The 24,208-nt window shown below is 67.2% G+C and carries 29 protein-coding genes; 21 read left to right on the top strand and 8 right to left on the bottom strand.

The window, feature by feature from the left end:
- The first annotated feature begins 15 nt into the window (after positions 1-15).
- From ACFOW6_RS13645 to ACFOW6_RS13625, 5 genes are read left to right on the top strand one after another with little or no spacing between them, the layout of a single operon-like run.
- Positions 16-990 (top strand): ABC transporter permease, encoded by a 975-nt coding sequence (locus ACFOW6_RS13645; protein ID WP_382422942.1) that lies wholly within the window; start codon positions 16-18, stop codon positions 988-990.
- The gene (locus tag ACFOW6_RS13640) at positions 990-1,838 is read left to right on the top strand and encodes an ABC transporter permease (RefSeq protein ID WP_382422941.1); all 849 of its coding nucleotides are present in this window, start codon (positions 990-992) and stop codon (positions 1,836-1,838) included. Before ACFOW6_RS13645 ends, ACFOW6_RS13640 begins: the two co-directional genes overlap by 1 nt.
- Positions 1,839-1,853: 15 nt before the next feature.
- Positions 1,854-3,533 carry an ABC transporter ATP-binding protein gene (locus ACFOW6_RS13635; protein ID WP_382422939.1) on the top strand — a complete coding sequence of 560 codons (1,680 nt, stop codon included), beginning with the start codon at positions 1,854-1,856 and terminating at the stop codon, positions 3,531-3,533.
- Between the two features lie 3 nt (positions 3,534-3,536).
- A complete protein-coding gene (locus ACFOW6_RS13630; RefSeq protein ID WP_382422938.1) occupies positions 3,537-4,835 on the top strand; it encodes an ArgE/DapE family deacylase in 1,299 nt (432 codons plus the stop codon).
- Between the two features lie 27 nt (positions 4,836-4,862).
- Positions 4,863-6,104, top strand: coding sequence for a Zn-dependent hydrolase (locus ACFOW6_RS13625; RefSeq protein WP_382422937.1), 1,242 nt, complete (start codon positions 4,863-4,865; stop codon positions 6,102-6,104).
- A gap of 186 nt (positions 6,105-6,290) precedes the next feature.
- On the opposite strand, the gene ACFOW6_RS13620 is transcribed toward ACFOW6_RS13625, so the two are convergent.
- A complete protein-coding gene (locus tag ACFOW6_RS13620; RefSeq protein ID WP_382422936.1) occupies positions 6,291-7,199 on the bottom strand; it encodes a LysR family transcriptional regulator in 909 nt (302 codons plus the stop codon).
- 97 nt (positions 7,200-7,296) lie between these two features.
- Here ACFOW6_RS13620 and ACFOW6_RS13615 point away from each other — a divergent pair, with 97 nt between their 5' ends.
- Positions 7,297-8,088, top strand: a complete 792-nt coding sequence (locus ACFOW6_RS13615) for an NAD(P)H-dependent oxidoreductase (protein ID WP_382422935.1) — start codon at positions 7,297-7,299, stop codon at positions 8,086-8,088.
- Positions 8,089-8,118: 30 nt separating this feature from the next.
- On the opposite strand, the gene ACFOW6_RS13610 is transcribed toward ACFOW6_RS13615, so the two are convergent.
- The 7 genes from ACFOW6_RS13610 to ACFOW6_RS13580 form a co-directional block, all read right to left on the bottom strand.
- Entirely contained in the window at positions 8,119-8,601 is a 483-nt protein-coding gene (locus ACFOW6_RS13610; protein WP_382422934.1) for a hypothetical protein, read from the bottom strand.
- A 329-nt stretch (positions 8,602-8,930) separates the two neighbouring features.
- Positions 8,931-9,290: a DUF488 domain-containing protein gene (locus ACFOW6_RS13605; RefSeq protein ID WP_382422933.1), complete on the bottom strand. Its 360-nt coding sequence runs from the start codon at positions 9,288-9,290 to the stop codon at positions 8,931-8,933.
- 31 nt (positions 9,291-9,321) lie between these two features.
- On the bottom strand, positions 9,322-9,723 hold the full coding sequence (locus ACFOW6_RS13600; protein ID WP_382422932.1) for a cupin domain-containing protein: 402 nt from the start codon (positions 9,721-9,723) through the stop codon (positions 9,322-9,324).
- A 24-nt stretch (positions 9,724-9,747) separates the two neighbouring features.
- Positions 9,748-10,134, bottom strand: a complete 387-nt coding sequence (locus tag ACFOW6_RS13595) for a RidA family protein (protein ID WP_382422931.1) — start codon at positions 10,132-10,134, stop codon at positions 9,748-9,750.
- A gap of 123 nt (positions 10,135-10,257) precedes the next feature.
- Positions 10,258-10,491, bottom strand: coding sequence for a GDCCVxC domain-containing (seleno)protein (locus ACFOW6_RS13590; protein WP_382422930.1), 234 nt, complete (start codon positions 10,489-10,491; stop codon positions 10,258-10,260).
- Positions 10,492-10,558: 67 nt separating this feature from the next.
- Positions 10,559-11,035 (bottom strand): DUF2214 domain-containing protein, encoded by a 477-nt coding sequence (locus ACFOW6_RS13585; protein ID WP_382422929.1) that lies wholly within the window; start codon positions 11,033-11,035, stop codon positions 10,559-10,561.
- Between the two features lie 30 nt (positions 11,036-11,065).
- Positions 11,066-11,440: a DUF6152 family protein gene (locus ACFOW6_RS13580; RefSeq protein WP_382422928.1), complete on the bottom strand. Its 375-nt coding sequence runs from the start codon at positions 11,438-11,440 to the stop codon at positions 11,066-11,068.
- A 118-nt stretch (positions 11,441-11,558) separates the two neighbouring features.
- Here ACFOW6_RS13580 and ACFOW6_RS13575 point away from each other — a divergent pair, with 118 nt between their 5' ends.
- The 15 genes from ACFOW6_RS13575 to ACFOW6_RS13505 all read left to right on the top strand — a co-directional run bounded on the left by ACFOW6_RS13575 (position 11,559) and on the right by ACFOW6_RS13505 (position 24,057).
- A complete protein-coding gene (locus ACFOW6_RS13575) occupies positions 11,559-12,179 on the top strand; it encodes an exopolysaccharide biosynthesis protein (RefSeq protein WP_382422927.1) in 621 nt (206 codons plus the stop codon).
- A 121-nt stretch (positions 12,180-12,300) separates the two neighbouring features.
- Positions 12,301-12,495: an SHOCT domain-containing protein gene (locus ACFOW6_RS13570; protein ID WP_382422926.1), complete on the top strand. Its 195-nt coding sequence runs from the start codon at positions 12,301-12,303 to the stop codon at positions 12,493-12,495.
- 208 nt (positions 12,496-12,703) lie between these two features.
- Positions 12,704-13,453 carry an SDR family NAD(P)-dependent oxidoreductase gene (locus tag ACFOW6_RS13565; RefSeq protein WP_382422925.1) on the top strand — a complete coding sequence of 250 codons (750 nt, stop codon included), beginning with the start codon at positions 12,704-12,706 and terminating at the stop codon, positions 13,451-13,453.
- Positions 13,454-13,506: 53 nt separating this feature from the next.
- On the top strand, positions 13,507-14,400 hold the full coding sequence (locus tag ACFOW6_RS13560) for an NAD(P)-dependent oxidoreductase (RefSeq protein WP_382422924.1): 894 nt from the start codon (positions 13,507-13,509) through the stop codon (positions 14,398-14,400).
- Between the two features lie 10 nt (positions 14,401-14,410).
- Positions 14,411-15,799 carry an MmgE/PrpD family protein gene (locus tag ACFOW6_RS13555; protein ID WP_382422922.1) on the top strand — a complete coding sequence of 463 codons (1,389 nt, stop codon included), beginning with the start codon at positions 14,411-14,413 and terminating at the stop codon, positions 15,797-15,799.
- The gene (locus tag ACFOW6_RS13550) at positions 15,792-16,754 is read left to right on the top strand and encodes a branched-chain amino acid ABC transporter permease (protein WP_382422921.1); all 963 of its coding nucleotides are present in this window, start codon (positions 15,792-15,794) and stop codon (positions 16,752-16,754) included. Before ACFOW6_RS13555 ends, ACFOW6_RS13550 begins: the two co-directional genes overlap by 8 nt.
- Positions 16,754-18,529: a branched-chain amino acid ABC transporter ATP-binding protein/permease gene (locus tag ACFOW6_RS13545; protein ID WP_382422920.1), complete on the top strand. Its 1,776-nt coding sequence runs from the start codon at positions 16,754-16,756 to the stop codon at positions 18,527-18,529. The genes ACFOW6_RS13550 and ACFOW6_RS13545 overlap by 1 nt, the downstream gene beginning before the upstream one ends.
- Positions 18,522-19,229, top strand: a complete 708-nt coding sequence (locus tag ACFOW6_RS13540) for an ABC transporter ATP-binding protein (protein ID WP_382422919.1) — start codon at positions 18,522-18,524, stop codon at positions 19,227-19,229. The genes ACFOW6_RS13545 and ACFOW6_RS13540 overlap by 8 nt, the downstream gene beginning before the upstream one ends.
- Positions 19,230-19,262: 33 nt before the next feature.
- Positions 19,263-20,492, top strand: a complete 1,230-nt coding sequence (locus tag ACFOW6_RS13535; protein ID WP_382422918.1) for an ABC transporter substrate-binding protein — start codon at positions 19,263-19,265, stop codon at positions 20,490-20,492.
- A 105-nt stretch (positions 20,493-20,597) separates the two neighbouring features.
- Positions 20,598-20,975 (top strand): 4-carboxymuconolactone decarboxylase, encoded by a 378-nt coding sequence (gene pcaC, locus ACFOW6_RS13530; protein WP_382422917.1) that lies wholly within the window; start codon positions 20,598-20,600, stop codon positions 20,973-20,975.
- A 156-nt stretch (positions 20,976-21,131) separates the two neighbouring features.
- Positions 21,132-21,839, top strand: a complete 708-nt coding sequence (locus ACFOW6_RS13525) for a GntR family transcriptional regulator (RefSeq protein ID WP_382422916.1) — start codon at positions 21,132-21,134, stop codon at positions 21,837-21,839.
- A 9-nt stretch (positions 21,840-21,848) separates the two neighbouring features.
- Positions 21,849-22,247, top strand: a complete 399-nt coding sequence (locus tag ACFOW6_RS13520) for a carboxymuconolactone decarboxylase family protein (RefSeq protein WP_382422915.1) — start codon at positions 21,849-21,851, stop codon at positions 22,245-22,247.
- Positions 22,247-23,155: an NAD(P)-dependent oxidoreductase gene (locus ACFOW6_RS13515; RefSeq protein WP_382422914.1), complete on the top strand. Its 909-nt coding sequence runs from the start codon at positions 22,247-22,249 to the stop codon at positions 23,153-23,155. Before ACFOW6_RS13520 ends, ACFOW6_RS13515 begins: the two co-directional genes overlap by 1 nt.
- A 364-nt stretch (positions 23,156-23,519) precedes the next feature.
- Entirely contained in the window at positions 23,520-23,765 is a 246-nt protein-coding gene (locus ACFOW6_RS13510) for a type II toxin-antitoxin system ParD family antitoxin (RefSeq protein ID WP_382422913.1), read from the top strand.
- A gap of 1 nt (position 23,766) precedes the next feature.
- Entirely contained in the window at positions 23,767-24,057 is a 291-nt protein-coding gene (locus tag ACFOW6_RS13505) for a type II toxin-antitoxin system RelE/ParE family toxin (RefSeq protein ID WP_382422912.1), read from the top strand.
- The last annotated feature ends 151 nt before the right edge of the window (positions 24,058-24,208 follow it).

Genomic DNA, 24,208 nt, shown 5'->3' with positions numbered 1-24,208 from the left:
CGGCAGATGTGACCAATGGGCAAGCTTTCCTTCATCGCGCGGCGAGTGGTCAAGGGCATCTTCGTCCTGCTCGCCATCGTCATCCTGAATTTCTTCCTGATCCGCCTGGCGCCCGGTGATCCGGCCCAGGTGATGGCCGGCGAGGCCGGTGCGGCCGACCAGGAGTTCATCCGGCAGCTGCAGGAGAAGTTCGGGCTGAACCAGCCATTGCACGAGCAGCTCTTCATCTACCTGGAGGGCATCCTCACCCTCGACCTGGGCTGGTCCTACCGCCAGGACGAGGCGGTGGCCACCCTGATCTTCGAGCGCCTGCCGGCGACGCTGCTGCTGACCGGCACGGCCTTCTGCTTCGCGCTCATGACCGGCGTGCTGCTGGGGGCACTGGCCGCGGCCCGTGTGGGTCGCTGGACGGACAGCCTGATCACCGTGCTGGCCCTGGTCTTCTATGCCACGCCACTGTTCTGGGTGGCGCTCATGTCCATCCTGCTGTTCTCGGTCTACCTGGGCTGGCTGCCCGGCTTCGGCATGTTCTCCGTGGGCGCCGGCTACACCGGCCTGGAGTTTGTCCTGGACGTGCTCAAGCACCTGATCCTGCCGGCGCTGACCCTCGGCCTCTTCTACATGGCGGTCTACACCCGCATGACCCGCGCCTCGATGCTGGAGGTGATGGAGATGGACTACGTGAAGACCGCCCGCGCCAAGGGTTTGGCGCCCGGTCGCATTACCCGCATGCACGTGCTGCGCAACGCCCTGCTGCCCGTCATCACCCTCGCCGGCATCCAGGCCGGACAGATGGTGGGCGGCGCCGTGCTCACGGAAACCGTCTTCGCCTGGCCGGGAATCGGCCGGCTGATGTTCGACGCCCTCCTGCAGCGTGACTACAACCTGTTGCTGGGTGTCTTCCTGGTCTCCTCGGCGGTGGTGGTGCTCTTCAACCTGGTCACCGACCTGGTCTACACCTTCGTCGATCCGCGCATCGAGGTGTCGTGATGCAGAAGAACCTGGAATTCTGGAAGCGCTTCTGCCGCAACAAGGGGGCGGTCGTCGGCCTGGTGATCATCGTCGCCGTCATCCTGATGGCGATCTTCGCCCCCCTGATCTATCCCGACAGCCCCTGGAAGCTGGTCCAGCGGCCCTTCCTGCCGCCCATGGAGGTGGACGGCTACTGGTTCGGCACCGACACGCTTGGCCGCGACATCGGCGCCGGGCTGGTGCACGGCGCCCGGGTTTCGCTGCTCGTAGGGCTGACCTCCACCGTGGTCGCCCTGCTGATCGGCGTTACCCTGGGGGCTTTCGCCGGCTACTACGGCGGCTGGGTGGACGACGGCGTCATGCGCTTCACCGAGCTGTTCCAGACGGTCCCGAACTTCGCCCTGGCCATCGTTATCGTGGCCATCATGCAGCCCTCCGTGGAGTCGGTGATCCTGGCCATCGGCATCGTCTCCTGGCCACCGGTGGCGCGCCTGGTGCGCGGTGAGTTCCTCAGCCTGCGATCGCGCGAGTTCGTCCAGGCCTCCGTGGTGCTGGGGCAGTCCAATGCCCGCATCATCCTGACCCAGATCCTTCCCAACACGATGTCGCCGGTCATCGTCATGACCTCGCTGATGGTGGCCACCGCCATCCTGCTGGAATCCGCCCTGTCCTTCCTGGGCCTGGGCGACCCGGACGTCATGTCTTGGGGCTACATGATCGGCGCCGCCCGCACGGTGCTGCGCCAGGCCTGGTGGATGAGCTTCTTCCCCGGCGTGATGATCCTCCTGACCGTGCTGGCGCTCAACCTGGTGGGCGAGGGCCTGAACGACGCCATGAACCCGCGGCTCGCCCGCAAGACCCGATAGGCGAGGGAGCAGGACATGAACGCCAAGGATACGAATGACACCCTGCTGTCCATCGAGGATCTCACGGTGCGCCTGCCCGAAGGGGCCGACCGCGCGCATGCGGTGGAGCAGGTCTCCTTCCAGGTCAGACGCGGCGAGATCCTCTGCATCGTCGGGGAATCCGGATCGGGCAAGTCGGTCACCGCCAATGCCATCATGGGCCTGCTTCCGCGTCCCTACGTAGAGCCGGTGGCCGGGCGCATCATGTTTGAGGGCGCGGACCTGCTGCAGCAGTCCGAAGCCAAGCTGCGCGACCTGCGCGGCAGTCGCATTGGCATGATCTTCCAGGAGCCCATGACCGCGCTCAATCCCGTCATGAAGATCGGCGACCAGATCAACGAGGTCTTCGATGCCCACGGCAAGGCCGGCCGCAAGGAACGGCAGGAACAGGTGGTGGAGCTGCTGCGCAGCGTCGGCCTGCCCGAGCCCGAAAGCCTGGGCGACACCTACCCCTTCCGCCTGTCGGGCGGCCAGCGCCAGCGTGTGATGATCGCCATGGCCCTGGCCCTGGAACCCGGTGTCCTCATTGCCGACGAGCCGACCACCGCCCTGGACGTCACCACCCAGGCGCAGATCCTGCGGCTGATCAAGAAGCTGCAGGACGAACGCGACATGGGCGTCATGTTCATCACCCACGACTTCGGCGTGGTCGCCGAGGTGGCCGACCAGGTGGCCGTGATGCAGCTGGGCGAGGTGGTGGAAAGCGGCCCGGCGCAGGAGATCCTCAACAATCCGCAGCATCCCTACACCCAGCGGCTGGTGGGCTCGGTGCCCAGGTTCGAGCCGCCGGATGCACGGAACAAGCTCTCCGCGGAAACGCTTCTCTCCGTGCGCAGTCTCGACAAGACCTACGTCACCGAGCGCGGCATCTTCACCAAGGGCCGCAAGGTCCAGGCCGCCAAGGAGGTCAGCTTCGACATCCGCAAGGGCGAGACCATGGGCCTGGTGGGCGAGAGCGGCTCCGGCAAGTCCACCGTGGGCCGCTGCATCGTACGCCTGCTGGACAGCAACGGTGGCGAGATCCGCTTCCGCGACGAGATCGACCTCGCCGCCCTCAAGGGCCGCGGCCTGCAGCCCTACCGCAAGCACATCCAGATGATCTTCCAGGACCCCTACGCCTCGCTCAATCCGCGTCGCAAGGTCGGGCGCATCATCGCCGAGGGCCCCATGGCCCACGGCACCGACGAGCCCGAGGCCCGGCGCCGCGCCGAGGAGCTGCTGGAACTGGTGGGCCTGGACGCCTCCGTGGCGGATCGCTATCCCCACGAGTTTTCCGGGGGGCAGCGCCAACGCATCGGCATCGCCCGTGCGCTGGCGCTCGATCCCGAGCTTCTGGTGGCCGACGAGCCGGTCTCCGCGCTCGACGTCTCGGTGCAGGCCCAGGTCCTGAACCTGCTGGACGACATCAAGCAGCGCCTCGACATCTCGGTGCTCTTCATCACCCACGACCTGCGCGTGGCCGCCCAGATCTGCGAGCGCATCGCGGTGATGCAGCTGGGCGAGATCGTCGAGTACGGCGACACCCGCGAGGTCTTCGCCAATCCGCAGCACCCCTACACCCGCGAACTCCTGGCCGCCGTGCCGGGGCGCAACTGGTCCATTCCCGAGGTGGCGCGCAAGGCGGTCGCCGACTACCGATCACAGGCAGAGGTCTAGCCCATGTCCGAGAGCACCAGCACCCTGGATCCCCAGCTGGAAGAGCGCATCCGCAAGTCGGTGGAGGAGGGGTTCGACGAGCAGGTGGGCTTCCTGCAGGACCTGGTCCGCCACCCCTCCCTGCGCGGCCAGGAGCATACCGCCCAGGACTTCTACTTCGAGGCGCTGAAACAGCGCGGCTACGCCATGGACCGCTGGACCGTCGACGTGGAGGACATCCGCCACCATCCCGGCTTCTCGCCGGTCAAGATCGATTACAGCAACGCCATCAACGTGGTCGGCACCCACCGCCCGCGCAGCGAGACCGGCCGCTCGCTCATCCTCAACGGCCACATGGACGTGGTGCCCGAGGGTCCCTACGACCTCTGGAGCCGTCATCCCTTCGATCCCTACATCGAGGGCGATTGGCTCTACGGCCGCGGCAGCGGCGACATGAAGGCCGGCCTGGCCGCCAACGTCCACGCCCTCGACGCCCTGCGCCGCCTGGGCTACCAGCCCGCCGGCCGGGTGCACCTGCAGTCGGTGGTCGAGGAGGAGTGCACCGGCAACGGCGCGCTGGCCTGCCTGACCCGCGGCTACCAGGCCGACGCCGCCATCATCCCCGAGCCCGAGGACGAAAAGCTGGTGCGCGCCAATACCGGCGTCATCTGGTTCCAGGTCACGGTGCGCGGCGTGCCCGTGCACGTGCGCGAGGCCGGCAAGGGCGCCAATGCCATCGAGGCCGCCTACAAGCTGATCGCCGGCCTGCGCGAGCTGGAGGAGCGCTGGAACGCGCCCGAGCGCCGCCCGGCCCGCTTTGCCGACGAGGAGCACCCGATCAACTTCAACGTCGGCAAGATCGCCGGCGGCGACTGGGCCTCCTCGGTGCCCTCCTGGTGCAGCTTCGACTGCCGCATCGCGATCTTTCCCGGCGTCTCGCCGCAGGAGGCCGCCGCCGAGATCGAGGCCTGCCTGCAGGAGACCGCGCACCGCGATCCTTTCCTGGCCAACAATCCGCCCGAGATCGATTACAACGGCTTCTTCGCCGAGGGCTATGTCCTCGAGGAGGGGACCGAGGCCGAGCAGACTCTGGGCCGGGCCCATGCCCGCAGCTTCGGCCGCGAGCTGGAGAGCTTCATCACGGCCGGCTATCTCGACGCCCGCGTCTTCATGCTCTACGGCGATACACCCTGCCTGGTCTACGGCCCGGTGTCCGAGAACATCCACGCCTTCGACGAGCGGGTCAGCCTCAGATCCATGCAGCAGATCACCACCGCCATTGCGCTTTACGTGGCGGAGTGGTGTGGTTTGGAAGAGATCTAGGCGCCCAAGGCCAAGGAGGGAAACGAGATGGAGAACCTGCGCATCAACGGCGAACGGCTGTGGGACAGCCTGATGGAGATGGCGAAGATCGGCGCCACCGAGAAGGGCGGCGTCTGCCGCCTGGCGCTGACCGACCTGGACCGCGAGAGCCGCGACCTCTTCGTCAAGTGGTGCAAGGAGGCCGGCTGCAGCGTCGAGGTCGACGCCATCGGCAACATCTTCGCCCGCCGCCCGGGGCGCAACAACGAGCTGCCCGCCATCCTGACCGGCAGCCACCTGGACAGCCAGCCCACCGGCGGCAAGTTCGACGGCGCCTATGGCGTGCTGGCCGGCCTCGAGGTGATCCGCAGCCTGAACGACGCCGGCTACGAGACCGAGCACCCTGTCGAGATCGTCGCCTGGACCAATGAAGAGGGCTCGCGCTTCGCCCCGGCCATGCTGGGCTCCGGCGCCTACACCGGCGCGCTCGATCCCGAGTGGTGCCTGGCTCGCACCGACCTGGAGGGCAAGTCCGTGGCCGAGGAGCTGCAGCGCATCGGCTACGCCGGCGACAAGCCCCTGGGCGGCCGGCCCGTGGCCGCCTGCTTCGAGGCGCATATCGAGCAGGGCCCGGTGCTGGAGGCCGAGGAGAAGCCCATCGGCGTGGTCACCGGCGGCCAGGGCCAGCGCTGGTACGAGCTGACCTTCATCGGGCAGGAGGCGCATGCCGGCCCCACGCCCATGGCCCGGCGCAAGGATGCGCTGGTGGGTGCGGCGGAGGCGGTGCAGCTGGTCAACCAGATCGGCTTCGACTTCCAACCCGATGCCTGCGCCACCTGCGGCATGATGCAGGTCAGTCCCAACTCCCGGAACGTCATTCCCGGCCATGTCTGGGTGACCATCGACATGCGCCACCCCGTCGACGATCGCCTCAGCGGCATGGACGCGGCGCTCAGGGCCGGCGTGGAGGAGATCGCCAAACGCCGCAATCTCGAAGTGCAGCTCGACGCCATCTGGCACTTCCCGGCCACGCCCTTCGATTCAGACTGTGTAGCCGCCGTGCGCGACGGCGCCTCGGCGCTCGGCTACGCCCACCGCGACATCGTCAGCGGCGCCGGCCATGACGCCATCAACATGGCCGGTGTGGCTCCGACAGGCATGATTTTCGTACCCTGCGAGGACGGCATCAGCCACAACGAGATCGAGAACGCCACACCCGAGGACCTGACCGCCGGCGCCAACGTCCTGCTCCAGGCCATGCTGCGCAGCGACCAGAAGCGCGCGGAGTAGCGCCTTCGCGGCTTGTTCCTCAGGCTGCGGAGGTTAGGGAGAAGCGGCCCGCTTAAAAGATCTCTCATGCTGAGGTGCATTGACGCCAGTCAATGCCTCGAAGCAGCCTTGTCCTGAGGAGCCGCCGCAAAGCGGCGTCTCGAAGGGGCCCCGAGGGGTGGACCTGGAAAAGTGCCAACAGCACTCTCAGTCCCAACCTGCGGAACCAACCAGCCGCGCCGCCTGCGCCGACACGGCCTCGGCGACAAAATCCAGGAAGGCGCGGATGCGGGCCACGCGGCGCAGGTCGGGATGGGTCAGCAGCCAGAGGTCCGTGGCCAGCTCCGGGATGGGCGCACCGAGGCGGCGCAGTTCCGGTGCACCGTCTCCCAGGTAACAGGGCAGCACGGCCAGGCCGGCGCCGTCCCGCACCGCTGCACACATGGCAAGCAGGCTGTCCAGACGATAGCTGCAGGCCCCCTGCAGGCCGTGGCGCTCCATCCAGCGCTCCAGAGGGCGATATCCCATGGCCTCGTCCGGTCCCACCCAGCTATAGGCCTGCAGATCCAGCGGTTCCGTTCGGCCCTCCAGCAGCTCGGCCCGGCCATAGACCGTCTGGGCGATGACCCCGATCCGGCGCCCCACCAGCGTCTCCGGCGGGTCCTGCGCCGGCCGGATGGCCACGTCCGCCTCGCGCCGTGACAGGCTGAAGACGTTGTTGGACAGCGCCACCTCGAGCGCGATCTCGGGATAGGCCTGCCGGAACGCGACCAGGATGGGCGAGAGCAGACCAGCCAGCAGCGTGTCGGTGGTGGTGACCCGCAGGCTGCCCGCCGGCCGCAGGTCCTGCCCGGCCAGGCGCCGTTCCACCTCCAGCACCTCGGCTTCCACTCGCCCGGCGGTCGCCGCCAGGTCCTCGCCGGCCGGCGTCGGGCTGTAACCGCCGCGTGCTCGCTCGAACAGGCGTACGCCCAGCCGGGCCTCGATCTCGCCCAGCCGGCGAAAGATCGTGGCGTGGCTCAAGCCCAGCCGTCGCCCGGCACCGGACAGCGAGCCCGTCTCGGCGATGGCGCGCACCACCCGCAGGTCGTCCCAGCGTCCTTTCTGTTCATTCATGCAAAGCTGTTTCGCAAAATCTTCGAATTCTCTTTCCTGGATGAACAGGTTTTCATGACCCGCAGGAAAGCGCAACGCCCTTGCAAGGAGGATCCCGATGTCCGCAATGTCCAACGAGCAGCAGCCCCGTGCCCTTGTCGTCTTCACCCACCCGGAGCCGCACTCCTTCAACGGCACGCTGAAGGACAAAGCCGTCGACACCCTGACAGAGCGGGGATACCGGGTGGAGGTCTCGGACCTCTACGGCGAGGGCTTCGATCCGGCCGAGGGCCCGGCCCACTACGGTGAACGCGCCGACCGACAAGTCTTCGCCCCGCTGGCCGAACAGCGCCGGGCCTCCGCGCACGGCACTCTGGCGCCCGAGGTCCAGCGTGAGATCAACCGCCTAGAGCGTGCCGACCTGGTGGTCTTCCAGTTTCCCCTCTGGTGGCACGCCCAGCCGGCGATCCTGAAGGGCTGGATGGACCGCGTCTTCGTCAACGGCGGCCTCTACACCTCGTCCATGCGCTACAATCGCGGCTATTTCCGCGGCCGGCGCGCGCTGGTCTCGGTGACCACCGGCGGGCCGACCGAGACCTTCGCCCACAACGGGCGCGGCGGCGACATCGAGCTGCTGCTCTGGCCGCTGCACTACTCCCTGCACTACATGGGATTCACGGTCCTGCCCGCCTTCCGCGCCCACGGCATCCAGGGCAGCGGCTATGCCTACCGGGACGCCACCGGCTTCCAGGCCCACCTGCAGTTCCTGCAGGCCGCCTGGTCCGAGCGCCTGCGGCACCTGGACGAGGACCGGCCGCTGCGCTTCGCCGACTGGGAGGACTGGGACGAGAGCGGGCGCCTCAAGCCGGGCATTCCCGGCCACGACTACTTTATCCGGGCCCAGCCCTGAGCCACCCTCGATGTCCTAGTGCGCCGGGCGCTAGCCGAGCGCCCCGTTGCGCGCCAGCACGATGATCAGGCCGATCACCGTCCCGGCCAGCGCCAGGGCCACGGGAATGATTGCTACCTGGACCAGCGAGCCCCAGCCGCTGATCGGCCCGGACTGGGTCTCGAAGCGCTGCTGCAGGTAGCGTGTGAAGCGCTCATGCACCGTCTCGTAGTCGCGCTGCATGCCCATCAGCATGGCGGAGATCCCGAAGTAGAGGAAGAACAGCCCCGTGGTCACCGCCATCATGTAGGCACTTTCGCGCTCGAAGCCGAAGACCGTCCAGAAGACCAGCAGCAGCCACAGCCAGGCGCCCACGACCAACTTGTAGACGCCGCCGTGCAGGGCCCGGTTGCCCTGGGCGGCCTCGCTCTCGTCATGAGACGAAGGGGCTGTCTGCGCCTCGGGCGCCCACGACGCCTGGCCGCTGCCCCAGCTCTCGGTGTGACTCTGATCCCAGTTCCAGCGTTCGTCCATTGTCACCGCCTCCTGACATCTCTTTCAGCCGATGCCGGTGGCGGCTGCGCCGGAGACACCGCATTTCAATGCGCGGAACGCGGCCGTTCCCGGCCCAGACCGCCATCAGGCGTCCGTCAGACTCGCGGGGAAAACAGGCCTTGCCTGCCACTCGGCGAGCCCATAGGGGAAGAAAGCGGGCATCGCTCGGCGCATGCCGTTCCGCGAGCCCGGTGTTCTTTCGCGTGTCCATTTCATATGGGGATGCGCCCGCGCCGCGCCCACGGACTCAAAGTCGCAGGGCCCGTCTTGCCACGCACAGGTCTGCAAAAAGTCACACAGGCAGAAACCTAGGTTTCCTCCAGCAGCTCCTTCAGGAGGACGGCGTGATTGTGCCTTTCGTCCCGGGCGCCGTAGATCAGCGTCAACGGCCCCTGCTGCGCCAGGGCCTGCAGCTCCTCGAAGGCCTGGCGCTGTTCGCCGCTCTCCAGTTCCTGGCGATAGCGCCGCCGCAGCTCCGTCCACTTGTCCGGGTCGTGGTTGAACCACTTGCGCAGGTCCGTGCTGGGCGCCACGGCCTTCAGCCAGTGGTCCAGCTGCAGCGTCTCCTTCGACACGCCGCGCGGCCACAGCCGGTCCACCAGCACCCGCGTGCCGTCCTCTTCGGCCGGTGTCTCGTAGGCGCGCTTGAGATGGATGGAGGCGGCCATTCTGCCTCCTGCTCCCTTGACTGGTCTCGACCTACTCTCGCGGCCGGTGCTCCGTGCCCAGGCCCGGCGTGATGAACAGCGCGGTGGCTTCCCCCTCCACGTCGGCGGTGTGCCACACGCCCGGCGCGTTGATGGCGTAGTCGCCGGCATTCAGAGTCACCGTGGACTGGCGGCCGTCAGGGGCTTCCTGGTGCAGGGTCATGTGCCCGCTGATGCAGAGCACCACCTCGCTGCCGTTGGGATGTACCTCCCAGCTGGTCCAGGGTTCGGTGAAGCTGTGCAGGGCCACCAGGCGCCCCTCGGCGCCGTCTGCCTCGTGCCGCGCAATGTAGTCGGCGTACCACTGCATTTCGCCGGTAAAGGTCGGTTCCACCGAAGCCGTGCCGCCGCGGCCCAGATGGATGGGTTGGGTCTGGATCTCCGCCTTGCTCATGCCCGTCTTTCCTACGTCTGCTGTTCAGTCCATCCTGGCCGCGGTGACCTCCACCTCAACCCGCAGCTCCGGTTTTACCAGGCCCTGCACGTAGAGCAGTGTCGAGGCCGGCTTGTGGTCGCCCAGGTAGCGGCCGCGCACCTCGGCATAGGCCGGAAAGTCCGCCGGGTGGACCAGGAAATGCCCGACCTTCACGATATCCGGCACGCCCATGCCGGCCGCCTGCAGGCAAGTCAGCAGGTTGCGCCAGGTCCACTCGCTCTGCGCGGCGATGTCCTCGGCGATCGTCCCGTCGGGCTGCACGCCCACCTGGCCGGAGACCACCAGCCAGCGCGCGCCGGCCGGGACCTCGGCCGTGTGGGAGTAGTGCGCCAACGGCGGCGCCATGCCCTCGGGATTGCTGAACGTCATCGCTTCCTCCCCTTGTGATTCGGCACAGACTACAACCTTGTGCGTCCGCTGCCCAGTGAGCATATGGCCCCGCCTGCACCGGCGCCCTCACTTGCGCGCCGTCAAACCGCCGTCAAACCGAGGTCAGGAGCCCGCGCAGCAGCCGTCGCCGAGCTGCACCGGCGGGCATTTCACATCACCGTAGGAGCAGTAGACGCAACAGTCGCCCGGCAACGGCTTCAGCACGGCGCCGCAGCCCTTGCAGTCATGGAAGTACTGGCAGGCGTCGATCGGCATCTCCTCGCGCGCCGCATGCCCGCACTGCGGACAGGTCAGCGTGGAAAAGCGTTGGAAGCTGTCCGTGCTGCTCTCGTTCATGCCTATATCCTTCCTGTTTGCCTGCAAGAGTCTGATGTTCCCACGCCACGACAGGCAAGGACTCTTCTCACACAAACGCGATCAGGCGGCCGCAGAACAGGGCGGCGATCCAGAGGAGGAGCGAGATCACGCCGGCCGCGGCCAGGCGGCGAGGCACGCGGCCGTCTTCGTGCAAGGCCCGCCAGGCGGGCGAGAGGCGCAGCCAGAGCGCATTGGCGACGGCCAGCGCCACCAGGGCCAGCTTGGCGGGAAAGAAGGGATTGGCCAGGTACTCGAAGGGGCGCACCGAGAACAGCAGCAGGCCCGTCGCCACGGCCAGGCCCAGGCCGGTCATGGCCACCGGCAGCAGCACGCGCGCCAGCCGTTCGGCCGGTTCGCTGCGCCACAGGCCGGCCAGGCGCAGGTCGAGCGGCAGGATGGCGCCCACCAGCAGGGCCAGCCCCAGGATATGGGCACCGTTGACCAGCCCATAGCTCCAGCGCCCGCCGCGCAGGAAGACGGCGGGGCCGCTGTCGCGCAGCAGCTCGAGCAGCGCGGTCAGCACGCCGGACTCCGGGGCGACGGCGACCCGTCGTCAGTCGCGGCCCGGATAGAGATCGTGCACGGTCCCCTCGATGATCACGCGCTCGGCCTTGAGCCGCCGCTCGCCGGCATCCTTGGAGCGATGGCCCTGGACGGTGATCTCGGCGCCCTTGAAGAGGTTCTCCTCGCTCAGCCCGGCGCGCTCGTTGCGCCAGGGCTGGCCGACCTCGATCTCCCAGGCCTCGCCGTCGACCATCAGGGTGACGGTGCCATGGGGGTTGCCGAGGCTGGTGCTCTCGACAACGCCGGTCAGCTCCGAGTTCTCGTCCTCGGCCCAGTTCCAGCCATGGTGCGCCAGCGCCGGCAGCGCCGTGAAAGCGAGGACGAAGGCCACGACGGCGGAGATGATGGAAAGACGTGCGGGCATGACAGGTCCTTTCCTGTAGGAATGCGACAGAGTCCTGAATCTGGAGCGCCGGGGCACATCCACAAGTGCCGGAACACCCCCTTGCCCGGCAAAAGCGGTCTCGCTAGGTTCCGTGGGCGTGTTCCACCCCGTCCCGGACCTTGCCATGCCCGCGAACAGCCAGCCCAGCAGCCTGCAGGAAATGCTCGAGCGCATGGAGACGGCCGGCAACGGCAATGCGCAACAGGTCTCGGTGAACGAGCTCATGAACGCGGTGGGCTACCGCTCCTTCGGGCCGCTGCTGCTGCTGATCGCGCTCATCGCCATCTCGCCCCTGGGCGGCATCCCCGGCGTGCCGACGCTGTTTGCACTGTGCACCATCGCGATTGCCGGCCAGCTGCTCGTCAACCAGAAGCACCTCTGGCTGCCGGGCTTCGTGCTGCGGCGCTCGGTGGAGCAGGACAAGCTGGCCGCGTTCCTGGACCGCCTGCGCCCGGTTGCCCGGCGCATCGACGCCATCGCCCGGCCCCGCCTGGTCCAGCTGATCCGCGGGCCGGGCCTCAAGATCGCGGCTTTGTGCTGCATCCTGGTGGCGCTGACCGTCCCGCCGCTGGAGGTCGTGCCCTTCGCCGCGGCGATCTCCTGGCTCGCCATCGGCGCCTTCGGCCTGGCCGTCATCCTGCAGGACGGCGTCATCGCGCTCGTCGCGCTGATCATCTCGCTGGGCGGCGTCCTTACGGCGGTGAACGGCGTCCTGTAAGCGGTAGAAGCGACCCGCGAGACAAGTCGCTTTCGCAATCGGCCTATCGGTCGGCAGCCTCCCTGTGGCAGACTCGTCCCCTCACTGCGTGGACGGCACAGGCAGCGGGGATGACAGGACCATGGCTCTGGTGATAACGCTGCTCTACATCGGCGTCCAGCTACTGGGCGCCGCCCTGATCCTGCGCGCCTTCGGCCTCGTCCCCGGTGGCCGGCCCGCCACGCATGAGCAGGCCGAAGCCCTCCTGCGCACCCGCCTGGACAGCGGCGAGATCACCGCGGCTGAGTTCGAAAAGCGCCTGCAGCGCCTGCACTGATGAAGCCTTCAAGGTCGGGGCACCTCCCGGAACCGGCCGAAGAAACACCTTCCCAACGTCCATCCCTATCTCGAAGACAGCGATGCTTCCGGATCGGAGCAATCGGTCAATTTGTCTATTGAAAGACTGTTTGCGTGTGATATTGTCCAACAATAATACCTGACAACAAGGTAGTGAAACTTGCCGCTCGGCAGGACAGGGAGGACAAATGGGACGTTTATCCGGGAAACGCGCCGTCGTGACGGGTGCGGCCGGCGGGCTCGGTCGGGCCATCGCCTTCGCCTTTGCAGGCGAGGGCGCCAAGGTCTGCATTCTCGACATCAACGAGGACCTTCTGGCGGAGGCACAGCAGGCTGCCGGGGACCTCGATGTGATGACGGCGCAGTGTGACGTGGCCTCGCGCGAACAGGTCTTCGCCGCGATCGACCACTTCGCGAGCGAGGCCGGCGGCCTGGATATCCTGGTCAACAATGCGGTCCGCTTTCACTATTCGCCGCTTGAGACCTTCGACCCCGAAATCATCGACAGCATGATCGACATCGGCCTGAAGGGCGTCTTCTGGTCGCTGCAGGCGGCCACGCCCCACCTGAAGGCCAGCGGAGGCGGCAGCATCATCAACCTGTCCTCCATCGCCGTCTCCATGATGATCCCCAATGCCTCGGTCTACACCTCCATCAAGGGCGGCATGGACGCCCTGACGCGCCAGCAGGCCGGCGAGCTGGGGCCCTTCGGCATCCGTGTGAACGCCGTGGCGCCCGGCTCCGTTGTGACCCCCGGCGCCAGTTCGGTGATCGACGAGGCCGGCTGGGAAAGCCGCAAGCAGAAATCGCCGCTGAAACGCCTGACCACCGCCGAGGAAGTCGGCAAGGCCGCCATCTACCTGGCCTCGGACGACAGCGTCAGCGTCACGGGCATCACCCTGAAGGTGGATGCCGGCATGACGATCACCGGTCCCTGAGTGCAGATCCAGAACGGATCGCCCGCTCTCATTCCTGATATCTGGGGGAGAACATGAGCCAGAACGCCATCGGTTTCATCGGTCTTGGCCGCATGGGCGGCCCCATGTCCACCCGGCTTTTGAAAGCCGGTTATCAGGTGGTCGTCCACGACGTCTCCCAGGACGCCATCGACCGCGTGGTCGGCGATGGGGCGACAGCCGCCGGCTCGCCCCGGGAAGTGGCGGAGCTAAGCGACATCGTCCTGACCAGCCTGCCCACCCCGCACATCGTCGAGCAGACCGCTCTGGGCCAGGACGGTATCGTCGAAGGCGCCCGCGCCCAGATCCTGATCGACGTCTCCACCACCGGCCCCAGCACGGCCACGCGGGTGGCAGAGGGCCTGGCGGCCGCCGGGAAGCAGTGGGTCGATTCACCGGTCAGCGGCGGCGTGGCGGGGGCCACCAACGGCACGCTGGCGGTCATGGTTTCCTGCCCCCAGAAGATCTTCGAGCGGGTCGAGCCCGTCGTGCAGAACTTCGGCAAGATCTTCCATGTGGGCGACAAGCCGGGCCTGGCCCAGGTCCTGAAGCTGGCCAACAACATGCTGGCCGCCGGCGCGCTGGTGCTCAGCTCCGAGGCCCTGGCCATGGGGGTCAAGGCCGGCATCGACCCCAAGGTCATGATCGACACCATCAACGTCTCCTCGGGGCGCAACAGCGCGACCCAGGACAAGTTCCCCAAGGCCATCCTGCCGGGCACCTTCGATTTCGGCTTTGCCACGGGCCTGTCTTACAAGGACGTACGCATGTGCGTCGACGAATCCGAAACGCTGGGCGTGCCCATGCTGGGCGGCGCCTTCGTGCGCGAGATGCTGGCGGTTACCCAGGCGAAATACGGCGCCGACTCCGACTTCACCTGCATCGCCCGCCTGATGGAGGAGTGGGCGGATGTCGAGATCAGGGGCTGAGGCGATGACAATGCCCGCTACCACAGGGGATCGCCCCATGATGTTGCAGGATCTCGTCTCCGCAGCATTGTCCGCTGACGCCACGCACTTCGAAGGTGCGCCGGACCAGAAGGCGCGGCTGTGCCTCGTCGACTTCCTGGCCTGCGCGCTGGAGGCCAGTCCTCTGCCCTGGAGCCGGCAGGCGGCCGCGTTGGCTCCGGAAATCGAGGGCGGTGTCACCATCATCGGCTCCGCCAAACGTACATCCCTGGAGGATGCCGCCTTTGCCAACGGCGTGGCCGGCCACGGGCTGGTGCGCGAGGACATGCACGCCGCCGCCATCGCCCACCTGGGCGTGGTGGTCTGGCCCACACTGCTCGGCCTGGCCGAGACCCGACGCATCGACGGAGAGCGGCTGCTGCGCGCCGCCATCCTGGGCTACGAGATCGGGGGGCGTCTCGGCCGCGCCGTGATGACGCCGGAGCTGGCGCGCCTCTACCGCCCCACCGGCCTCGTCGGACCCTTCGCGGCGGCACTGGCCGGCGCCGTGGCACTGGATCTCGACGAAGCGACCACCTGCAGCGCCCTGGCGCTGGCGGCCAACACCTGCGGCGGACTGAACGAGTGGCCGCGCCACGGCGCCGACGAGATGTACTTCCATCCCGGATTCGTCGCGCGCAACGCCCTGCGCGCGCTGCGCCTGGCTCAAGCCGGTGCCTGGGGATCGCCCAGCATCCTCGAGGGGCCGGCCGGCTTCTTCGCCGCCTATGGACGTACGCAGGCCCCTGAACGCGTACAGCTGTTCCCCGATGGCCAGGCGGAAATCCTCGCGGTCTTCAACAAGCAGGTGCCGGCCTGCAACTTCGCCCAGTCGGCCTGCCAGGCCGCGCTGGCCGCGCTCCGGAAGTCGGACTTCTCCCCGGACGAGATCGCCGCAGTCGAGGTGGATACCTACGAGGCCGCGCTGAACTACCCGGGCTGCGCCGCGCGGGGACCGTTCACCCGCCCGCTGCAGGCCAAGATGAGCATCGCCTACGGCGTGGCCGCCACGCTGGCCTGCGGCGCCATCGAGGAAGAGAACTACGCCCGGCTGGACGATCCAGCCATCGCCCGCCTGATCGATTGTCTCGAATTTCGCGAGGACGGGGCCTTCACCCGGGCCTTCCCGGGCCGGCAGGCCGCGCGCGTGACCCTGGTTTCCGGGGACGGACATCGCTTCGCTCACGAGATGGACGACGTCGCCTTCGCCGACGCCGAGCTGATCGAGCGGCGCTTCCTGAAGGCCGCCGAAACGGCTCTGGGACAGGCGGCCGCCAACGACATCCTGACCCGGGTCAGGCAGCTGGACGGCCAGGCGGACTCCTCCGCCATCATCGGCCAATGCGGCTCAGTACAGGGAGACACCAAGACAGATGACTGAGACCCAGATCCTGATCGAGACCGTGCTGCAGGCCCTGGCCGCCGGTCTCTTCGTCGGCGCCATCTACGGGCTGATGTGCGCCGGCCTCTCGCTGATCTTCGGCATCATGCGCGTCATCAATTTCGCCCAGGGCGATTTCATGATGCTGGGCATGTACGCCGTGTACTTCTTCCTGATCGTCTTCGGCATCCAGGCGCTGGTGGGCAACACGGTCAGCCCCTATATCGCCGTGGTCGCCATGGCGCCCCTGCTGTACCTGTTCGGCTGGGCCGTGCACCGCTTCCTGATCAGCCAGGTGACCGGCATCCGCACGACAGGCATGGAGGCCGAGGGGCACTATGCCCAGCTTGTCCTGACCCTCGGCATCGCCCTCGTCCTGCACAACGGGGCGATGATCCTGTTCGGGCCGGAGCTGGTCTCGGTCGATACGCCGCTGTCGAGTTCCGCCTGGGTCCTGGGTCCCCTGTGGGGCGATGGGGTCCTGCTGTTCCTGAACAAGGCGCGGATCGTATCGGCCGTCATCTCCGCCGCCATCGTGGTCGGCCTCTGGTACGTGCTCAAGACCTCACGCCTCGGCAAGTCCCTCCGGGCCGCCGCCGACAACCCGCAGGCCTCGATCTATGTGGGCAACGACGTCGACCGGTCATACCGGACCGCCTTCGCACTCGGCACCATGATCACCGCCATGGCCGGCGGGCTGCTGACCACCAACTATCCCTTCCATCCCTTCGTCGGGCTCGAGTACGTGGTGCTCATGTACGCCGGCGTCGTCCTGGGCGGGATCGGCAGCGTGATCGGGGCCTTCTGGGGCGGCATGACCATCGGTCTGATCCAGCAGTTCTCGACCATCATCCTGCCCACACAGCTGCAGAACGCGACCATCTTCGTCGTCTTCCTGCTGATCGTGATCCTGAGGCCCCAGGGCTTCTTCGGCCGCAGCGTGGAGCGCACCTGATGCTTGAAACCCTTCGCTCCCTCCGCCCGTTCCTGTTCTTTGCCGTGGGCTACCTGGTCCTGGCGATGTTCGTCACCAACTCCTACTACCAGCTGATCATGACCCTCGTCCTGGTCTGGGCCACCTTCGGGCTCAGCTGGAACATGCTCAGCGGCTATACGGGGCTCGTCTCCTTCGGCCATGCCTCCTTCTTCGGCCTGGGCGCCTTCGCCACGGTGCTGGCCCAGGTGCATCTCGGCATATCGCCCTGGATCATGCTGCCGGTGGCGGCGGGGATCGGCGCGCTGGCCGGGCTGCTGATCGGCCTGCCGACCTTCCGGCTGCGCGGCCACTACTTCGCCCTGTCCATGCTGGCCTATCCGCTGACCCTGCTCTACATCTTCCAGTGGCTAGGCTATCCTGAGATCAGCGTGCCACGGGTCGAGGAGGGATCCGCCTTCTACATGCAGTTCGACGAAGGGCGGGTCTACACCGTCCTGGCCATGATCCTGCTGGGGATCGTCGTCCTGGTGACCCGCCATGTGGAGCGCACGCGCTTCGGCATGTCGCTCATCGCCATCAAGCAGAACGAATCCGCCGCCGAGGCCGCGGGCATCAACACCCTGGCCTGGAAGCTGCGCTCCATCGCCGTCAGCGGCGCGATCGCCGGCGCGGTGGGCTCCTTCTACGCCGTCCTCATCCTCGTCATCACGCCCATGAGCGTCTTCGGCATGCTGGTCTCGGCCCAGGCCCTGACGGTCGCCATGTTCGGCGGCGTGGCTTCGGTCTGGGGGCCGATCATCGGCGCCGCCTTCCTGATCCCCGTGGCCGAGACGCTGCATGCCGAGCTCGGCTCGTTCCTGCCCGGCATCCAGGGGGTGGTCTACGGGCTGGCGATCATCGGCCTGATCATCCTGGCGCCCGAGGGCATCTACTGGAAGATCCGCGATCACGTGGTGAAGCGCAAAGGCAGGACGGCCGCGCCCGCCCCGACCGAGGAGGCCGCGGCGGCGGAACCTTCTGCCCCCACCACACCTGCCGAACGGCCCGAGCGCGAACTCTCCGAGGAGATCGTGCTGGAGGTGCAGAGCATCTCCAAGAGCTTCGGCGGGCTGAAGGCCGTGCAGAACGTCAGTTTCCAGGTTAACAAGGGCATGATCCTCGGCATCATCGGCCCCAATGGGGCCGGCAAGACGACGCTGTTCAACCTGCTGAACGGCTTCCAGACGCCGGATGGCGGCCATGTGCTCGTCCACGGCGAGGACCTGGTGCGCCGCAAGCCGCACCAGCTCTGCCGCGCCGGCGTCGGGCGCACCTTCCAGATCATGCGGCCCTTCAAGCGCATGAGCGTGCACGACAACGTCAAGGTGGGCGCCTACGTGCACGCCGCCAGCGAGGAGGACGCCGAACGGATCACCCGCGAAGCCCTCGAGCTGGTCAACCTGCAGGGCATCAGCCAGGACATGGCCGGCAGCATCACCACCAAGGACCTGCGCCTGATGGAGCTGGCGCGCGCCCTGGCGGGCCAGCCCGAGATCCTGCTGCTCGACGAAACCCTCGCCGGCCTCGGTTCGGAGGAGGCACAGGACGTCGTCAACGTGATCCGCAAGCTGGCCGAGACCGGCAAGACCATCGTCATCATCGAGCACACCATGCAGGCCATGGTGCAGCTGGTCGACCGCTTCCTGGTGCTGGACCACGGCGAACTCATCGTCGAGGGACCGCCCCAGGAGGTGATCCACAATGACAAGGTGATCGAGGCCTACCTCGGCAAGAAGTGGAGTGCTCATGCTTGAGATCCGCAACCTGAACGCCGGCTATTCGGAGGTCGATGTCCTCCACGACATCTCGATCCAGGTGGAGGCCGGCCAGTTCATCTCCATCGTCGGGCCCAACGGCGCCGGCAAGAGCACCCTGTTCAAGACCATCTCGGGCGTTGTCGCGGCCAGCAAGGGGTCCATCACCTTCGAGGGGCAGGACCTTCTGAAAGTGGCGCCGGCCAATCGCGCCCACCTGGGAATCGCCCATGTGCCGGAAGGCCGCCAGCTGTTCCCGTCGCTGACGGTGCTGGAGAACCTGGAGATGGGCGCCATCACCGAGGCCGGGCAACGCGACTGGAAGGACAACCTCGAGCGCATCTACACTTGGCTCCCCATCCTGAAGGAGCGCACGCAGCAGTATGCCGGCACCCTGTCCGGCGGCGAGCAGCAGATGCTGGCCATCGGCCGCGGCCTGGCCTCCTCGCCCAAGCTGCTGATGCTCGACGAGCCGTCCATGGGCCTGGCGCCCACCATCGCCGACTTCGTCTTCGACAAGCTGATGGAGATCCGCCGCGACACCCACCTGACCATCCTGCTGGTGGAGCAACGCGTGGCCGAGGCCCTGCAATCCGCCGACCGGGGCTATGTCCTGGAAACGGGTCGCGTCGTGCTGGAAGGCACGAGCGAGACGCTGCAAGCCGATGATCGTATTCGGCAGGCGTACCTGGGCATGTGAGTGCCCAGGAAACAAAGATAGGGAGGAAACATCATGAAATCGTTCAAGACATTACTGGCCGCGGGCACGGGATTGGCCGTTGCCGCGGCCGCGGTGCCGTTCGCGGCCACCGCACAGGACAACGGCGATCCCGAGCCCGTGCAGATCGGCTTGATTGCCCCCTTGTCCGGCAACTACGCCCGCCCCGGCGAGGTCATGCTGATGGGGGCCGAGATGGGGATCGAGGACGTCAACGCCGCCGGCGGGATTTCCTGTCTCGATGGCGCCCCGCTGGAGCTCGTGGAAATCGATTCCGGTGATACCGTCGAGAAAGCAGCCAACGCCGCGAAACGCATGGTGGCCGAGTATCCGGACCTGGTGGGCGCCACCGGATCCTACCTGAGTTCCTTCACACTCGCGGTGACGGAGGTGACCGAGCGGGCCAAGCTGCCGGTCCTGACGCTGTCCTACTCGGACCTGATCACCGAGCGCGGCTTCGACTATGTCTTCCAGACCGCCGCCTCGGCCGGCGCCCAGGCCGAGATCGCCCTGCCGATCATCATGAACCTGGCCGAGGACCAGACCGGCGAGCGGCCCGAGACCGTGGCCATCATCACCGACGACACGGCGGCCTCGATCTCCTCGGTCGAGCGCATGAAGGAAGGTCTCCTGGAGGACGTCGGGCTGGAGCTGGTGTCCGAGGAGGTCTTCACGCCGCCCCTCACTGACGCCACCTCGCTGGTGCAGCGCATCCGCACCAGCCAGCCCGACCTGCTGTTCTTCCTGCCCACCGTCATCTCGGACGCCAACCTCATCCTCGAGAAGATGCAGGAATTCCGGGTCGACGTCCCGACCATCTCCTTCGGCATCGCCATCGCCGAGCCGGAGGTGCTCAACACCATGGAGCCGGAACTGCTGGAAGGCGTGTTGTCGGCCGTCGCCAACTGGGGCGTCAAGGGCCAGGAAGAGCTGATCGAACGGCTGCGTGAGGAATACGGCGAGCCCTGGATGACCCAGAACGCCATTTCCACCTACGGCGACATGTGGCTGTTCAAGGACGCGCTCGAGCAGGCCTGCGCCCGCGATCGCGAGGCCGTCGGCGAGGCCCTGCGCAACCTGGAGGGCGGCCCCGCCGAGTACTATCCCGGCGGCACCCGCAGCTTCGACGAACAGGGCCGCCGTGAAGGCGCCAGCCTGACCATCATCCAGTGGCAGGACGGCGTGCCCGTCACGGTCTTCCCCGAGGACCTGGCCCTGTCCGAGCCGAAGTGGCCGACCGATTGAACCTGTCGTGCGGCCGGGTCTTCGGGCCCGGCCGCATTTTTCCCCGGCCGGCCAGCCGCTGCCAGCAGGCACCGCACCCGGCCCCCGAGCGAGAGAGGTCAGAAAATGGACAAGGATACTTATGAACGCGGTCTCGAGATCCGCAAGTCGGTCCTGGGCAAGGAATTCGTCGAGCGGTCGATCAACTCGGCCGACGAGTTCAACAAGCCCATGCAGGAGCTTGTCACCGAATACTGCTGGGGGGCTGTCTGGGGCCGCGAGGAACTGCCGCACAAGACGCGCAGCATGCTGAACCTGGCCATGCTGAGCGCGCTCAACCGGCCGCACGAGTTGAAGATGCACATCCGCGGCGCCCTGCGGAACGGCGTGACCAAGGCGGAAATCCGCGAGATCTTCCTGCAGGTCGCCATTTACTGCGGCGTGCCGGCGGGCGTGGATTCCTTCCGCACGGCCCAGGAGATCTTCAAGGAAGAAGGGGGCTGAGCGGCCCCCTTCCCCTTGCACCCGGGCACTCCAGATCATTGGATTGCGAACGATAATATATCGATATCAGAGACGTTTGCGCTGGTTTTTGGAATTTGATTGGCTTAAGGCGATGAGACCCCAAGGTGAGTCGTACAGCTTTGACGGGATAACGGAATGTCACTCGACGACCTGAGAATCGAACGCGAGCCGCTGTCGCTGCGCGGCAAGCTGGTGGAGCAGCTGCGCCTGGCGATCCTCGAGGGGCGCTTCGCCCCCGGCGAGCGCCTGGCCGAGAGCCGGCTGTGCGAGGCCTTCGGGGTCAGCCGCGGCCTGCTGCGCGAGGCCATGCAGCAGCTCGCCGCCGAGGAGCTGGTGGTCAACATCCCGCACCGCGGCCCCGTGGTGGCCAGCATCGACCGCCGCCAGGCCGAGGAGATCTATCGCGTGCGCGGCGTGCTGGAGGGCCTGGCCGCCGAGGACTTCACCCGCAACGCCACGCCCGCGCAGTGCCAGCGCCTCTACGACATCACCGCCGAGCTGCACGCCCTGGCCGACGACAGCCGCGCCGGCGAGCGCGTCGAGGTCAAGAACCGCTTCTACGAGACATTGATCCAGGGCGCCGACAACCGCGTGGTGGGCCAGTTCCTGGTCCAGCTGAACAACCGGGTCAGCCAGATGCGCCGCCTCTCCCTGTCGGTCTCGGGCCGCTATCCCGAGACGCTGAAGGAGATCGACCGCATCATCGACGCCATCAAGGCCGGCGACGCCGCCGCCGCCCGCGCCGCCGCCGAGGACCACGTGCGCCGCGCCACAGAGGTCATCCTGGCGCAGTTCCCTGCGCCATCTTCCGGCGACACGCCGGACCATCGAGAAGAGGAGTGAACAACAGCCATGGATTACGGCGATCTCTATGACAAGGGCCTGGAAATCCGCCGCGAGGTACTGGGCAAGGAGTACGTGGATCAGTCCATCGCCAACGCCGACGACTTCACCCGCGACCTGCAGGACTTCGTCACCAGCACCTGCTGGGGCGCCATCTGGGGCCGCGAGACGCTGGACCGGCGCACCCGCTCCATCATCAACCTGTCCATGATCACGGCGCTGAACCGCCCGCACGAGCTGAAGCTGCACGTGCGCGGCGCGCTGAACAACGGCCTGACGCGCGAGGAGATCCGCGAGATCCTGCTGCACACCGCCATCTACTGCGGCGTCCCGGCGGCCATCGACGCCTTCCGCAACGCCCGCGAGGTGCTGGACCAGGTCGACAAGGAAGAGGGCCAGGACAGCTGATGGGCGACGCGGCAAACCCCGTCACGGGCCCGATCGGCTTCGTAGGGCTGGGCAACATGGGCGCGCCCATGTGCGAGTGCCTGGCCCGCGGCGGCCATGCTCTGCGCCTGTTCGACCTGGACGGCGACAAGCGCCGGGCCGTGGCCGAGGCCACCGGGGGCACGCCCGTCGACAGCCTGGCCGAGTTGCCCCGCGGCTGCCAGCTGGTGATCACCATGCTGCCCGACTCGCCGGTGGTCGAGGCCGCCGTGCTGGGCACCGCCGACAGCCCCGGCCTGGTGGCGGGGCTGGAGCCCGGCGCCGTGGTGGTCGACATGTCCTCCTGCGCGCCGCTGCGCACCGTGGCCCTGGGCGACCGGCTGGCCGAACACGGCATCGCCATGGTCGACGCCCCGGTCTCCGGCGGCGTGCCGCGGGCGCGTTCGGGCAAGCTGGCCATCATGGCCGGCGGCGACCCGGACCAGGTGGCGCGCGTGCGCCCGGTGCTGCAGGCCATGGGCACCCTGCTGGAGGCCGGGCCCCTGGGCGCCGGCCACGCCGCCAAGGCGCTCAACAACTTCGTCTCCGCCGCCGGCCTGGCCGCCGCCTGCGAGGCGGTGAACATCGCCAGGCGCTTCGGCATCGAGGGCCAGCGCATGACGGACATCCTGAACGCGTCCACCGGCCGCAACAATTCGACCGAGAACAAGCTGGCCCAGTACATCCTGAACCACGACTACGGCTCCGGCTTCGCGCTCTCCCTCATGGCCAAGGACCTGACCACCGCGTCCGACCTGGCCGCCGAACTGGGCCTGGACACCCCCACGCTGGAGACCAGCGTCAAGCTCTGGGCCCAGGCCCGCGCCCAACTCCCCGCCGACGCCGACCACACCGAAATCGCCCGCCTGTCGGAGCCCAAGGACGGATGAGGGAGACCAGGGGTGAGTGGTCCGCTAAAACCTTCCCTCATGTTGAGGTGGCCCCATAGGGGCCCTCGAAACATGCCGGCACAGACGGTGGGGCCGGGCACAGGCCAGCACAAACGCCGGTGCCAGCACCCTTCGAGGCTCACTGCGTTCGCACCTCAGGGTGACGCCATTTTTTTGTTTATAATCAATTCACTAAACCGCGTCATGCTGAGGTGCCCGACCCCCCTTCGAGACGCCGCCTTGCGGCGGCTCCTCAGGATGATGAGGGTCGGGCCTCGAAGCACCCTGGCACAGACGGACCGACATCCTAATCTTGCCAATCTTTGCCAAATTATGCCATCCTCTCCACCATGGAGGACTGGCAATGGCGACGATGAACATTTCCCTGCCCGAACAGATGAAGGCTTGGGTGGACTCCCAGTCGAAGAGCGGCCGCTACGGCAACGCCAGCGACTACGTCCGCGACCTGATCCGACGCGACCAGGACCGGCAGGCCCGCCTGGCCGAACTGCAACAGCTGATCGACGAGGGCGTGGACAGCGGCGTCAGCTCCAACAGCCTGGACGACCTGCTGGCCGAAGCCCGGCGCCGGGCCGGAACCAATCACTGACATGCGGCTCCGGACAAGCCGGAAAGCCGATGAAGACATCATCGGCATCTATCTTCACGGCGTCCGGGAATTCGGGGTTCACCAGGCCGAGCACTATCACGCCGGCCTCATGGAAACCCTGCGCCTGCTTGCGGAGCAGCCCATGATTGCCAGGGAACGCAGCGAATTCCGGCCCGCCGTCCGCATCCATGTCCATCAGGCCCACCTGATTGTCTATCAGGTGCGACAGGACGATGTCCTGGTGCTGCGCGTCCTGGACGGCCGACAGGACTGGGAAGAGCTGTTGTCCTGATGTCACGAAATCGGCCATTCCTGGGTGAAACTAAGAGAAGGGGAACCCTATCCACCTCACAAACCCACCCTCATGTTGAGGTGGGCCGCGCCAGCGGCCCCTCGAAACATGTCGGCACAGGCGGCAAGGCCAGGCACAGGACTGTACAGAC

The organism is Fodinicurvata halophila (assembly GCF_042651425.1).
Classification (GTDB): Bacteria; Pseudomonadota; Alphaproteobacteria; order Kiloniellales; family DSM-21159; genus Fodinicurvata; species Fodinicurvata halophila.
This window is presented reverse-complemented; position numbering and strand designations above follow the sequence as displayed.